9 protein-coding genes are annotated in these 13,166 nt (G+C 68.9%); 8 read left to right on the top strand and 1 reads right to left on the bottom strand.

From position 1 onward, the window contains the following. Positions 1 to 28: 28 nt before the first annotated feature. Positions 29 to 1,198, bottom strand: coding sequence for a xylose isomerase (xylA, locus tag OHA55_RS26530; protein ID WP_266710164.1), 1,170 nt, complete (start codon positions 1,196 to 1,198; stop codon positions 29 to 31). Positions 1,199 to 1,453: 255 nt separating this feature from the next. On the opposite strand from xylA, the gene xylB reads away from it, so the two are divergent. The 8 genes from xylB (at position 1,454) to OHA55_RS26570 (ending at position 13,069) form a co-directional block, all read left to right on the top strand. Further along, complete coding sequence (gene xylB, locus OHA55_RS26535; RefSeq protein WP_266710165.1) at positions 1,454 to 2,935, top strand: xylulokinase; 1,482 nt, start codon at positions 1,454 to 1,456, stop codon at positions 2,933 to 2,935. A 150-nt stretch (positions 2,936 to 3,085) separates the two neighbouring features. Further along, positions 3,086 to 5,341, top strand: coding sequence for an alpha-xylosidase (gene yicI / locus OHA55_RS26540; protein WP_266710166.1), 2,256 nt, complete (start codon positions 3,086 to 3,088; stop codon positions 5,339 to 5,341). A 222-nt stretch (positions 5,342 to 5,563) separates the two neighbouring features. Next, entirely contained in the window at positions 5,564 to 6,199 is a 636-nt protein-coding gene (locus tag OHA55_RS26545; protein ID WP_266710167.1) for a histidine phosphatase family protein, read from the top strand. Positions 6,200 to 7,063: 864 nt separating this feature from the next. Beyond that, a complete protein-coding gene (gene ngcE, locus OHA55_RS26550; protein ID WP_266710168.1) occupies positions 7,064 to 8,509 on the top strand; it encodes an N-acetylglucosamine/diacetylchitobiose ABC transporter substrate-binding protein in 1,446 nt (481 codons plus the stop codon). 49 nt (positions 8,510 to 8,558) lie between these two features. Next, positions 8,559 to 9,479 carry a carbohydrate ABC transporter permease gene (locus OHA55_RS26555; RefSeq protein ID WP_266710169.1) on the top strand — a complete coding sequence of 307 codons (921 nt, stop codon included), beginning with the start codon at positions 8,559 to 8,561 and terminating at the stop codon, positions 9,477 to 9,479. Next, a complete protein-coding gene (locus OHA55_RS26560) occupies positions 9,479 to 10,408 on the top strand; it encodes a carbohydrate ABC transporter permease (protein ID WP_266710170.1) in 930 nt (309 codons plus the stop codon). The genes OHA55_RS26555 and OHA55_RS26560 overlap by 1 nt, the downstream gene beginning before the upstream one ends. A gap of 215 nt (positions 10,409 to 10,623) precedes the next feature. Continuing rightward, on the top strand, positions 10,624 to 11,823 hold the full coding sequence (locus OHA55_RS26565) for an ROK family transcriptional regulator (protein WP_266710171.1): 1,200 nt from the start codon (positions 10,624 to 10,626) through the stop codon (positions 11,821 to 11,823). Between the two features lie 121 nt (positions 11,824 to 11,944). Beyond that, a complete protein-coding gene (locus OHA55_RS26570; protein WP_266710172.1) occupies positions 11,945 to 13,069 on the top strand; it encodes a sugar ABC transporter substrate-binding protein in 1,125 nt (374 codons plus the stop codon). The last annotated feature ends 97 nt before the right edge of the window (positions 13,070 to 13,166 follow it).

Below are 13,166 nucleotides of genomic sequence, written 5' to 3' on the forward strand. Positions count from 1 at the left end.
CGTGCGCGGGACGCCCCGTCCGTCGGGGTCAGCGGACGCCGAGGAGGTGGTCCAGGGCGAGCTGGTCGAGGGCTTCGAAGGCCATGGAGCGCTGGGCGGCGGCGTCGACGTCGAAGTCCTCGTAGGCGGAGGTGTCGGCGAGGAGGCCCTTGAGGCCGTCGGCGGCGGTCGGGGTGGCGAGCTCGTCCAGGCGGGAGGCGGTGAGGGCTTCCTTGACGGCGGGGTCGTTGCGGAAGGCGGCGGCGCGCTCCTTGAGGATCAGGTAGTTGCGCATGCAGTTCTTCGCGGACTCCCAGACGCCGTCGATGCCGTCGGTGCGGACCGGCTTGAAGTCGAAGTGGCGGGGGCCGGTGTAGTCGGAGTTCTCCAGGAGGTCGACGAGCCAGAAGGCCTGGCGCAGGTCGCCGGCGCCGAAGCGGAAGTCCTGGTCGTACTTGATGCCGGACTGGCCGTTGAGGTCGATGTGGTAGAGCTTGCCGGCCCACAGGGCCTGGGCGATGCCGTGGGGGAAGTTGAGCCCGGCCATCTGCTCGTGGCCGACCTCGGGGTTCACGCCGTAGAGCTCGGGGCGTTCCAGGCGCTCGATGAAGGCGAGGGCGTGGCCGACGGTGGGCAGGAGGATGTCGCCGCGGGGCTCGTTGGGCTTGGGCTCGATCGCGAAGCGGATGTCGTAGCCCTTGTCGGTGACGTACTCGCCGAGGAGGTCGAAGGCTTCCTTCATGCGGTCGAGGGCGTCGCGGACGTCCTTGGCGCCGCCGGACTCGGCGCCCTCGCGGCCGCCCCAGGCGACGTAGGTCTCGGCGCCGAGCTCGGCGGCGAGGTCGATGTTGCGGATGACCTTGCGCAGCGCGTAGCGGCGGACGTCACGGTCGTTGGAGGTGAAGCCGCCGTCCTTGAACACGGGGTGCGTGAACAGGTTGGTGGTGGCCATCGGGACCTTCAGGCCGGTGCGCTCCAGAGCGTCCTTGAACCGGCCGATCACCGCGGCGCGCTCGCTGTCCGAGGAGCCGAACGGGATCAGGTCGTCGTCGTGGAACGTCACACCGTGCGCGCCGAGCTCCGCGAGCTTCTCGACGGACTCGACCGGGTCCAGCGCCGGACGGGTCGGCTCGCCGAAGGGGTCGTTGCCCCGCCAGCCCACGGTCCAGAGACCGAAGGTGAACTTGTCAGCGGAAGTGGGAGTGAAGCGGTCCGACATGTCTGCCTCTTGATCGACGGGCCCGGACGGCTGCTCTGCCGACCGACCAATTTGTTCAGTGCCAGTACTAATACTCCAATTTCTGACAACGCACCAGACCTCTTCCGTGACACATCGGTCACTCCGGGACAACCTTCCCGTCATATGTATGACGACATCGATCACAGAGCTCCGATTCAGGGTCGATCCACAGCAATCACGTCGGATTTGTTTTGTGTACGATCAAAATGAGACTCACCAGGAACGAGGTACGTCATGCCGTCCGGAGCAACACGGGACGAGGCAGTCCCACGGCCGTCCGCGGTCATCGGCGTGGACAGTTCCACCCAGTCCACCAAGGCCGCCGTCATCGACATCCGGACCGGCCGCCTCCTGGCCGTCGGCCGCGCCCCGCACACCGTGACCGGCCGGGACGGCGCCCGCGAGAGCGACCCCGAGGAGTGGTGGCAGGCCCTGCGCGCGGCCGTCGCCGAAGGTCTCGCCGCAGCGGGGACCGACCCCGCCGCGATCGCCGGCATCGCCGTCGCCGGACAGCAGCACGGCCTGGTCGTCCTGGACGCCGACGGCCGTCCCCTGCGTCCCGCGCTGCTCTGGAACGACACCCGCTCCGCACCGCAGGCCGCCGCCCTCACCGAGGCGCTCGGCGGCCCCGAGGCGTGGCTGGAGCGGACCGGCTCGGTGCCCGTCGCCTCGATGACCGCCACCAAGTGGCAGTGGCTGCGCGAGAACGAACCGGAGACCGCCGCCGCCACCGCGGCCGTCCGCCTCCCGCACGACTACCTCACTGAACGGCTCTCCGGCGCCGCCGTGACCGACCCGGGCGATGCCTCCGGCACCCTCTGGTACTCCCATGCCACCCGCGGTTACGACCCCGAGCTGCTCGCCCTCACCGGCATACGCGAGAGCATGCTCTCCACCGTCGCCCCCACCGGAGCGACCCCGGCCGGACACCTCACCGAGCGGGCCGCCCGCGACCTCGGCCTCCCCGCCGGGATCGTCGTGGCCGCGGGCACCGGCGACAACATGGCCGCCGCGGTCGGCCTCGGCCTCGGCGCCGAGGGACTGCTCGACCACCCGGTCGTCAGCCTCGGCACCTCCGGCACCGTCTTCGCCGCCACCCGCACCCGGCCCGCCTCCCCGCTGCTCGCCGGGTTCGCCGCCGCGGACGGCACCCACCTGCCGCTCGGCTGCACGCTGAACTGCACCCTCGCCGTGGACAAGGTGGCCGACCTGTTCGGCCTGGACCGCGAGGACGCCGAACCCGGCGGCGAGGCCGTCCTGTTGCCCTTCCTCGACGGCGAACGCACCCCCGACCTGCCGCACGCCTCCGGCCTGCTCACCGGCCTGCGCCACGACACCACCCCGCGGCAACTCCTGGGCGCCGCCTACGAGGGAGCCGTCGTGGCGATCCTCCGGGCCCTGGACGAACTGCCCCTGGACGCCCCGGACGCCCCGCTGCGCCTGATCGGCGGCGGTGCCCGCGGCACGTGGTGGGTCGAGACCGTGCGCCGGCTCTCCGGCCGGCCCGTGATCGTCCCCGAGTCCACCGAACTGGTCGCGCTGGGCGCCGCCGCGCTCGCCGCGGGCGCGGTCACCGGTGACGATCCGGTGGCCCTGGCCGCCCGCTGGGGTACCGGCGCGGACCGCCGGCTGGCCGCCGTGCCCCGTGACACCGCCACCTGGGAGCGGATCGTCCAGGTCCTCGACCGGGCCACCCCCGCCCTCCTGAACCCCTGACGTACGAAGGTCCGTACCCCCGAGCGCGTACCCCTCCGGGCGTCCGCCTCCGCACTCCCGAACCTTCGGACCCCCGTACCAGCCTCACGAGTTCCCGAACCCGCGGACTCCCGATCCTCCGAACGACAGCAGAACGGCTAAGGACCCCCCATGAAGTTCACCGACGGCTTCTGGCAGATGCGGGACGGTGTGGTCGCCTCGTACGCCACCGAAGTCCGCGATCTGCGCCTGAACACCGACCGGCTCATCGCCCACGCCGCCGTCAAGCGCGTCGAGCGCCGCGGTGACACCCTCAACGCCCCGCTCATCACGGTCGAGGCGTACTCGCCCGCCGAGGGCGTCATCGGCGTGCGCGTCACGCACCTCGCCGGAAAGCGCAACCCCGGCCCGGAGTTCGGGCTGCCCGGTGCCACCGGGGAGGCGACGGCGACCACCCGCCGTGAGAACGGCACCGCCGAGCTCACCAGCGGCCCGCTCACCCTGCGGCTCGCCGACTCGGGCGTCTTCGGCCTGGAATTCCTGGACGGCGAGGGCCGCCCGCTGACGTCCGCCGGCCGCAAGGGCACCGCCTTCGCCACCCTCCCGGACGGCGGCCACCACACGGCCGCCCAACTCGCCCTCGGCGTCGGCGAGACCATCCACGGGCTCGGCGAGCGCTTCACCCCGTACGTGAAGAACGGCCAGGTCGTCGACATCTGGCAGGCGGACGGCGGCACCAGCAGCGAACAGGCGTACAAGAACATCCCGTTCTACCTCTCCTCGCGCGGCTACGGCGTCTTCGTCAACCACCCCGGCAAGGTCTCCTTCGAGGTCGGCTCCGAGGCCGTGGGCCAGGTGCAGTTCAGCGTCGAGGACCAGACGCTGGAGTACTTCGTCATCGCCGGCCCGACGCCCAAGGACGTCCTGGCCCGCTACACCGCCCTCACCGGCCGCCCCGCCCTGCCGCCGGCCTGGTCCTTCGGCCTCTGGCTGACGACCTCGTTCACCACCTCGTACGACGAGAAGACCGTCACCTCGTTCGTGGAGGGCATGGCGGACCGGGGCATCCCGCTCTCCGTCTTCCACTTCGACTGCTTCTGGATGCGCGAGTACCAGTGGTGCGACTTCGAGTGGGACCCGGAGGTGTTCCCGGACCCGGTGGGCATGCTCGCCCGGCTCAAGGCCCGAGGTCTGCGGATCTGCCTCTGGATCAACCCGTACATCGCGCAGAAGAGCCCCCTGTACGCGGAAGGGGCCGAGAAGGGCTACTTCGTCCGCACCGCCGACGGCGACGTCTGGCAGTGGGACAAGTGGCAGGCAGGCATGGCGCTGGTCGACTTCACCAACCCCGAGGCGACCGCCTGGTTCCAGGCCAAGCTGAAGGTCCTGCTCGACCAGGGCGTCGACGGCTTCAAGACGGACTTCGGCGAGCGCATCCCCACGGACGTCGTCTGGCACGACGGCTCCGACCCCGAGCGGATGCACAACTACTACACGCACCTCTACAACAAGGCCGTCTTCGAACTCCTGGAGAAGGAGCGCGGCCAGGGCGAGGCCGTGCTCTTCGCCCGCTCGGCGACCGCCGGCGGCCAGCAGTTCCCCGTCCACTGGGGCGGCGACTGCTGGTCCTCCTTCGGCGCGATGGCCGAATCCCTGCGCGGCGGCCTCTCGCTGAGCCTGTCCGGCTTCGGGTTCTGGAGCCACGACATCGGCGGCTTCGAGGGCACCCCCGACCCGGCCGTCTTCAAGCGCTGGCTCGCCTTCGGCCTCCTCTCCTCGCACAGCCGGCTGCACGGCTCCTCGTCCTACCGCGTGCCGTGGGAGTTCGGCGACGAGGCGGTGGACGTGGCCCGGCAGTTCACCGAGCTCAAGCACCGCCTGATGCCGTACCTGTACGGCGCCGCCGTGGAGGCCCACACCACCGGCGTGCCGGTGATGCGCCCGATGTTGCTGGAGTTCCCGGACGACCCGGCGACCCGCACGGTGGACCGGCAGTACCTGCTCGGCGGCGACGTGCTGGTGGCCCCGGTGTTCACCGAGGACGGCCAGGTCGAGTACTACGTCCCCGAGGGCACCTGGACCCACCTGCTCTCCGGCGAGACGGTGACCGGCCCCGCCTGGCGCCACGAGACCCACGGCTTCGACAGCCTCCCGCTGCTGGTCCGCCCCGGTGCGGTCCTGCCGCTCGGCGCGGACGTCTCGCGCCCGGACGGCGACTGGCTGGACGGGCTCGAACTGCGCGTGTACGCCCCCGCGGGCACCGGTGACTTCACCCGAACCGTCACCGTTCCCGACCTCACCGGCGCCCCCGCGGCCACCTTCCGGGTGGTGCGCGAGGGCGACACGGTCCACGTGACCTCGGACACAACCCGCCCGTACACCGTCGAGATCGTCGGCGAGGACGGACCGAGGGTCGTCCGCGGCTGATTCGTATACGACCCGTGCACGGCCACCGGCCCCGGTGACGGACGAGCGCTTCCGGCTCGCGCGTCACCGGGGCCGGTGCGCTCGGTGCGGGGCGCGTGCGGGCGGGGCGCGTGCGGCGCGTGCGGGCGGGCGCGTCGCGGGCGCACCGGGTCCGCACGGAATGCGATCGTGGTCCGGCGGGTTTGCACGATCGCAGCGACACGCACGAAGAACGGACGCACCATGGGCGAGTTGATCCTGATCCGGCACGGCGAGACCGAATGGTCCCGCAACGGCCGGCACACCAGCTACACCGATCTGCCGCTCACCGAGTTCGGCGAGACCCAGGCCCGCGCGCTCGTACCGCTGCTGGCCGACCGCCAGATCGGGCTCAGTCTGGTCAGCCCCTCGGTCCGGGCCCGCCGTACCGCCGAACTGGCCGGACTCACCTCACCCCGCATCATCCCGGAGCTGCGCGAGTGGGACTACGGCGGCTACGAGGGCATCACCACCATCGACATCCACCGCACCCGCCCCCTCTGGAACCTCTGGACCGATGGGGTCGAGGCCGGTCCCACCGCGCACCCGGGCGAGAGCCCGGCCGAGATCGGGGAGCGGGCCGACAAGGTGCTCGCCGGGGTACGCGCGACGGCCGAGGGCCTCGCGAGCGACGAGGACGTCGTGCTCGTCGCCCACTCCCACTTCCTGCGCGTGCTCACCGCCCGCTACCTGGACCTGCCCCCGGCGGGCGGGAGCCTCTTCCAGCTGGCCACCGGCGCGATCTCCCGGCTGGGCACGGAACACGGGCAGCCGGTGATCACGGCCTGGAACCTGGCCCTGCCCGAGAGCCTCGTCCGCGAGGTACGCCGGGAGCGCTGAGCGGGGAACCGCTGGTTCCCCTTCCGCAGCACCCACGGGCGCCCGGGGCAGGGCCGTACGGCGCCGGACCGGTGACGGCACTGACCGCACGGTGACGACACGCCCCGAACGGCCGGCACACCGGGACACGGTGCCGGCCGTTCCGCTTTTCCCGGGGCCGGTCCGGGCCGTCCCCATCACCCTTTTCTTCGGTATCGAACCATTCGGCGTCGAACTATTCGGGAATTGAACACAGTCGCGTCGGTGGTGCGGGTGTACGGCATGAACTCGACCGATTCGCCCGGATCGCATTTCCCCGGCCGGTGGACAGGGGGTGCGGGCCCGTCGCCCCGGGATCGGTGTTTGCCGCCATTTACTGTGACCCGGGCCATGGGCGATTCCGCCGGATTCGTCGCCCGCGGGCGCCCGGTCGAGGCGCGCATGACAGGCGGGTGATCCCGCGTTTCGAGGCCGTTACGGGAGAGCTGCCGGGCGAATCGTCGAAATCCGGGAAATGCTGCCGTCGGTCTCCGGGCGCACGGTGCCGACGTATCCGTGAGGTCTCAACTCGGGAAAGACTCCCGGGCAAACCTGCATTCGATCTTGCTCCTCCGGCGGCAAGTGGACTATACCTGTCGGCGTCTGCACAGCCGTTTCACACGGTTGCGCACTCGCCAGGGGTACGGGGGAGCTGTACGAGGCACGCCATGAGCTGTTTCGCTGTACGTTCTCCCGGCACGCCCGGCCGAGTCAGGCACATTGGTACGTCTCTCTGCATGACCCAATCGCAACCGACCGCGCGGTGGCGGGGCCCTTCGCCTGTGGCGAGATCTCGACGGGTGACCGGTACACCGCCTGAGTCCTGATGAAGGTGAGGACTTGAGCATGGGATCGACCTCCGCCCACAACAATGAGGGCCTCGGCCGTCGCGATCTGATCAAGCGGTCCGCCGCTCTCGGCGTGATCACCGTTCCCACGATGAGCTTCCTGGCGTCCTGCGCCAGTGGCGACAGCGGCTCCGACGAGAAGGTCGAGAAGGGCACCAAGTCGGCGGAGAACCCGCTGGCCGTGAACGAGAGCGCACCCCTCGAACTGGTCATCTTCGACGGCGGATTCGGCACGAAGTACGCCGAGGACGCCAAGGCCGTGTACGCGAAGACGTACCCCAAGGCCAAGGTCACGTTCTCCAAGACCCAGAAGATCCAGTCGGTCCTGCAGCCGCGCTTCAACGGCGGCACCCCGCCGGACCTGATCGACAACTCCGGTGCCCAGCAGATGGACATGGGCGTCCTGGTCGGCAAGAAGCAGCTCGCGGACCTGACTCCGCTGCTCGACGCGCCGTCCATCGACGACCCGAACAAGACGGTGCGCGACACCCTGCGCCCCGGGATCGTCGAGATGGGCCAGTTCGACGGCGACCCGGTCTGGATCATGTACTACGCCTACACCGTCTACGGCGTCTGGTACTCGCAGACCGCTCTGGACAAGCTCGACGCGACGTACCCGGAGAACTGGGACGACATGCTCGCGCTCTGTGCGAAGGCCAAGAAGAAGGGCATCGCCGGCTGGACCTACGCCGGTAAGTACCCCTACTACCTGCCGTTCTCGCTCTACCCCTTCATCGCCAAGATCGGCGGTGTCGAGGTGCTCGACGCGATCGACAACCTGGAGCCCAAGGCGTGGGAACACCCCGCCGTCAAGGCCGCGTTCGAGGCGTACTACGAGCTCTTCAAGAAGGGCTACATCCTCGAGGGCACCCCGGGTCTGGACCACCGCGGTTCGCAGGGCGCGTGGGCCAACGGCAAGGCGCTCTTCATTCCCAACGGCTCCTGGGTGGAGAACGAGGAAGCCGCCATCATTCCCAAGGACTTCAAGCTGTCCGTGGGTGCGCCCTCCAGTCTCGACGCCTCCGACAAGATGCCCTTCGGCACCATCTGGGCGTCCGGCGGTGAGCCCTTCATCGTCCCGGCCAACGCGAAGAACGCCGAGGGCGGCATGGAGCAGCTGCGCATCATGCTCAGCGAGGCCTCCTCGAAGTCCTTCACCACCAGCACCAAGTCCCTGTCCGCCTACAACGGCGGCACCGACGGCATCGAGCTGTCGGACGGCCTCAAGTCCGGTGTCGCCGCGCTGGAGAAGGCCGGGACCAACGTCGTCAACCCGCGCCTGCAGGACTGGTACGTGAAGCTCCAGAAGGAGCAGATCGGCGTCTCCGGTCTCGGCGAGATGATGGCCGGCCGTGCGACCCCCGCCGAGGCGATCAAGAAGATCCAGGGCTACGCGGACGCGGCGGCCAAGGACGAGTCCATCAAGCACTTCAAGCACCAGTGATCCATGCGTCACCAGCGGCGGCACGGCAGGAAGGTCGGAGTCGGTAACGATGCAGCACGGTAAATACCGGTTCATAATCGGGTTCTTGATCGCCCCGATGGCGTTGTACGTCATCTTCGTGATCTGGCCCTTCATCCAGTCCATCTACTACTCGTTCACGGACTGGACGGGGTTGAGCCCCGACTTCGAGATGGTCGGCTTCGACAACTACACCAAGATGTTCAAGGACGACATCTTCTGGAAATCGCTGGAGCACAGTGTGCTGCTGGCGATCCTGCTGCCGCTGGTGACGCTGGGGCTCGCCCTCTTCTTCGCCTTCATGCTCAATGTGGGCGGCCGGCGCCGAAAGGGCGCTCTCATCTCGGGCGTGCGGGGGTCGGGCTTTTACAAGATCGCCTACTTCTTCCCGCAGGTTCTCTCCATCGCGATCGTGGCGATCCTCTTCCAGTTCGCGTTCGACCCGGCCCAGGGCATGATCAACGGTTCGCTGAAGGCGCTCGGATTCGAGCACCTGCCGAACTGGCTGGGCGATCCGAAGCTGGCGCTCTGGTGCATCATGGCGGTCCTCGTCTGGTGCACGACCGGCTTCTTCGTGGTGCTCTTCTCGGCGGGCATGGCGTCCATCCCGAAGGACTTCTACGAGGCGGCCCTGCTGGACGGCGCCACCAGGTTCACCACGTTCTTCCGGATCACCCTCCCGCTGCTCTGGGACACCGTGCAGTCCGGATGGGTCTACATGGGCATCCTCGCGCTCGGCGCCGAGGGCTTCGCCGTGGTGAACATCATGAGCGTCGGCCCGGGCGGGCCGGACTACTCGACCACCGTCCTGCCGCTGTACGTCTACCAAGCGGCGTTCCGGGACGGGCAGGCGGGCTATGCGACCACGATCGGCGTCGCCCTGCTCCTCGTGACCCTGGCGTTCGCCGCCGTCGTCATGAAGCTGGGCCGGCGCGAGCGGCTGGAGTACTGATGAAGACCACCGACACCCCGCCCGCACTCCGCGAGGAGTCCGGCATCCCCGGACAGCGGACCGCCAACAGCGGCGTCCCGGGCACGTCCCGGACCAAGCGCGGCGAGGGACACGTCCTCAACGTGTTCTCGCACGGCGTGCTCGTCATCTGGGCGATCCTGGTGATCCTGCCGCTGTTCTGGGCCGTGATGTCCGCCTTCAAGTCGGACAAGGCCATCTTCAACTCGCCGTGGGCGCTGCCCGACTCCCTGAGCTTCGACGCCTGGGGACGGGCCTGGAACCAGGCGCACATGAGCGAGTACTTCCTCAACACCGTCCTGGTGGTCGGGGGTTCGCTCGTCGGCACCCTGGTGCTGGGATCGATGGCCGCGTACGTACTGGCCCGGTTCGAGTTCCCCGGCAACCGGTTCATTTACTTCTTGTTCGTCGGCGGCATGAGCTTCCCGGTCATGCTGGCGCTGGTCCCGCTGTTCTACGTCATGGACAACATGGGGCTGCTGAACACGATCCACGGCCTGATCCTCGTGTACATCGCGTACTCGCTGCCGTTCACCGTGTTCTTCCTGACCTCGTTCTTCCGCACGCTGCCGACCTCGGTGGCGGAGGCCGCGCTGATCGACGGGGCCTCGCACACCCGGACCTTCTTCCAGGTGATGCTGCCGATGGCGAAGCCCGGACTCATCAGCGTCGGGATCTTCAACTTCCTCGGGCAGTGGAACCAGTACATGCTGCCCACGGTGCTGAACACCGACCCGAACAAGCGGGTACTCGCGCAGGGCCTGGTGGAGCTCTCCACCAGCCAGGGTTACAAGGGGGACTACTCCGGGCTCTTCGCCGGACTCGTCATCGCCATGCTCCCCGTCCTGGCCGCGTACATCGTCTTCCAGCGTCAGGTCGTGGCGGGTCTGACCGCCGGAGCCCTGAAGTAGCACCACCGCTTTACCGACGCTTCACCACGGAACCGCCCGACAGCCTCCGGCCGTTGGGCGGTTTCGTCCGTGTTCCCCCGAAAACAACCGACCTCATGTGGGGAGGTGCTGCGCTCAAACGGGGCTCCGAGCGTTCAAGGTCTTGACGGGGCGCACCCCGGAACGGTCAGCTATTGGTTCACATGTTAGAGAAAACGGCAGGAGTGAGTGAGTCGATGGAGACTCCGGGGTCGCAGACATCTCTGCATCGGGCCAATCTTGAGCGGGTCGTACGTGCCGTGCGCATGGCGGGGTCGCTCACCCAGGCGGAAATCGCCAGGAGTACCGGCCTCTCCGCGGCCACCGTCTCCAACATCGTGCGCGAGCTGAAGGACGGCGGCACCGTCGAGGTGACCCCCACCTCGGCCGGGGGCCGCAGGGCCAGGAGCGTCTCGCTCAGCGGCGACGCGGGTGTCGTCATCGGGGTGGACTTCGGCCATACGCATCTGCGCGTGGCGATCGGCAACCTGGCCCACCAGGTCCTCGCCGAGGAGTCCGAACCGCTGGACGTGGACGCTTCCTCCGCGGACGGGTTCGGGCGGGCGGAAGCGCTGGTCAACCGGTTGATCAGGACCACCGGGATCGGCCAGGACAAGGTCATAGGCGTGGGGCTCGGAGTGCCCGGCCCGATCGACGTGGAGTCGGGCACCCTCGGCTCCACGTCGATCCTGCCGGGATGGACGGGCATCAACCCCAGCGCGGAGCTCGCCACCCGCCTCGGAGTGCCCGTCTACGTCGACAACGACGCCAATCTCGGCGCCCTGGGAGAACTGGTCTGGGGGAGCGGGCGCGGGGTCCGCGACCTCGCCTACATCAAGGTCGCCAGCGGGGTGGGGGCGGGCCTGGTGATCAACGGGGCGATCTACCGGGGCCCCGGCGGGACCGCCGGGGAGATCGGCCACATCACCCTCGACGAGGCCGGCCCGGTCTGCCGCTGCGGGAACCGCGGGTGCCTGGAGACCTTCACCGCCGCCCGGTACGTCCTGCCGCTCCTGCGGCCCAGCCACGGACCGGACTTGACCATGGACCGGGTGGTCCAGCTGGCCCGTGAGGGCGACCCGGGGTGCCGCCGGGTGATCGCCGACGTCGGCCGGCACATCGGCAGCGGCGTGGCCAACCTGTGCAACCTCCTCAATCCGAGCCGGGTCGTACTCGGCGGATCGCTCGCGGAGGCAGGGGAGTTGGTCCTCGGGCCCATCCGCGACTCCGTCGCGCGCTACTCCATCCCCAGCGCCGCGCGACAGCTCTCGGTCCTTCCGGGGGCGCTCGGCGGGCGCGCCGAAGTGCTCGGCGCGCTCGCTCTGGTGCTGAGCGAAATGGGCGATTCCACCCTGTTGGAGAACACGCTCTCCGCCGCCAGCCCTGCCTTCACTTAGATAACGAATGGCACCGTTGTCATCTCGTTAAGTATTTACTCCTTGACGTCGCCCTTGCGGCCGAGTTGACTTCCGTCCACCTCGGCCGCAACGTCGCGGCCTCGTCAGGGAGGTTCGAGTTATGAACACGCGTATGCGCCGTGCCGCCGTCGCCGTTGCCGCCACCGCCATGGCGGTCTCGCTTGCCGCTTGTGGGAGCGCCAAGGAGTCCGGCGACAAGGCCGACAGCTCTTCGTCGTCGTCCGCCAAGAAGGGCGACGACCTCAAGATCGGTCTGCTCCTTCCGGAGAACGCCACCGCACGTTACGAGCAGTTCGACAAGCCGATCATCGAGAAGAAGATCGGCGAGCTCACCGGCGGCAAGGCCGAAGTCGTCTACAGCAACGCCAAGCAGGACGCCACGCTGCAGGCGCAGCAGGTCGAGACCATGATCACCAACAAGGTCGACGCCCTCATCATCGACGCGGTGGACTCCAAGTCGATCGCCAACAGCGTGCAGAAGGCCAAGGACGCGGGCATCCCCGTCGTCGCCTTCGACCGCCTCGCCGAAGGTCCCATCGACGCCTACACCTCCTTCGACAACGAAGAGGTCGGCCGGGTCCAGGGCAAGGCCCTCCTGGAGGCGCTGGGCGACAACGCCTCCAAGGGTCAGATCGTGATGATGAACGGCGCCATCACCGACCCGAACGCCGCACTCTTCAAGAAGGGCGCCAAGTCCGTCCTGGACGGCAAGGTGACCGTCGGCAAGGAGTACGACACCAAGGAGTGGAAGCCGGAGAACGCCAACGCCAACATGGAGGCGGCGATCACGGCTCTCGGCAAGGACAAGATCGTCGGCGTCTACTCCGCCAACGACGGCATGGCCGGCGGTATCATCACCGCCCTCAAGGCCTCGGGTCTCAAGACCCTCCCGCCGGTCACCGGCCAGGACGCCGAGCTCGCGGGTGTCCAGCGCATCGTCGCCGGTGAGCAGTTCATGAGCGTCTACAAGCCGTACGCCCCGGAGGGCGAGGCCGCCGCCACCATGGCCGTCTCGCTGGCCAAGGGCGAGAAGATCGCCGCGTCGGTCGCCACCTCGACCGTGGACAGCCCCACCACCAAGGGTGTCCCGACCTACCTCGTCCCGGTCGTCTCGCTGACCAAGGACAACATCAAGGACACGGTCATCGAGGACGGCGTCTACACCGTCGCCCAGATCTGCACCGGCCAGTACAAGGCCGCCTGCGACACGCTCGGCCTGAAGTAGTCCCACCCGCCGGACCCCGCCCCCGCCTCCGCGCGGCCGGCGGGGTTCCGGCAGGGACCGGCCCCCGCCCGGCGGAGCAGCCGGCCCAGGGCCCGCC

Source organism: Streptomyces sp. NBC_00102 (genome assembly GCF_026343115.1).
Classification (GTDB): domain Bacteria; phylum Actinomycetota; class Actinomycetes; order Streptomycetales; family Streptomycetaceae; genus Streptomyces.

What these genes read in the sequence shown, in the direction of transcription:
- xylA (WP_266710164.1), bottom strand. Translation starts at nt 1,198, where the DNA reads ATGTCGGACCGCTTCACTCCCACTTCCGCTGACAAGTTCACCTTCGGT.
- xylB (WP_266710165.1), top strand. Translation starts at nt 1,454, where the DNA reads ATGCCGTCCGGAGCAACACGGGACGAGGCAGTCCCACGGCCGTCCGCG.
- yicI (WP_266710166.1), top strand. Translation starts at nt 3,086, where the DNA reads ATGAAGTTCACCGACGGCTTCTGGCAGATGCGGGACGGTGTGGTCGCC.
- OHA55_RS26545 (WP_266710167.1), top strand. Translation starts at nt 5,564, where the DNA reads ATGGGCGAGTTGATCCTGATCCGGCACGGCGAGACCGAATGGTCCCGC.
- ngcE (WP_266710168.1), top strand. Translation starts at nt 7,064, where the DNA reads ATGGGATCGACCTCCGCCCACAACAATGAGGGCCTCGGCCGTCGCGAT.
- OHA55_RS26555 (WP_266710169.1), top strand. Translation starts at nt 8,559, where the DNA reads ATGCAGCACGGTAAATACCGGTTCATAATCGGGTTCTTGATCGCCCCG.
- OHA55_RS26560 (WP_266710170.1), top strand. Translation starts at nt 9,479, where the DNA reads ATGAAGACCACCGACACCCCGCCCGCACTCCGCGAGGAGTCCGGCATC.
- OHA55_RS26565 (WP_266710171.1), top strand. Translation starts at nt 10,624, where the DNA reads ATGGAGACTCCGGGGTCGCAGACATCTCTGCATCGGGCCAATCTTGAG.
- OHA55_RS26570 (WP_266710172.1), top strand. Translation starts at nt 11,945, where the DNA reads ATGAACACGCGTATGCGCCGTGCCGCCGTCGCCGTTGCCGCCACCGCC.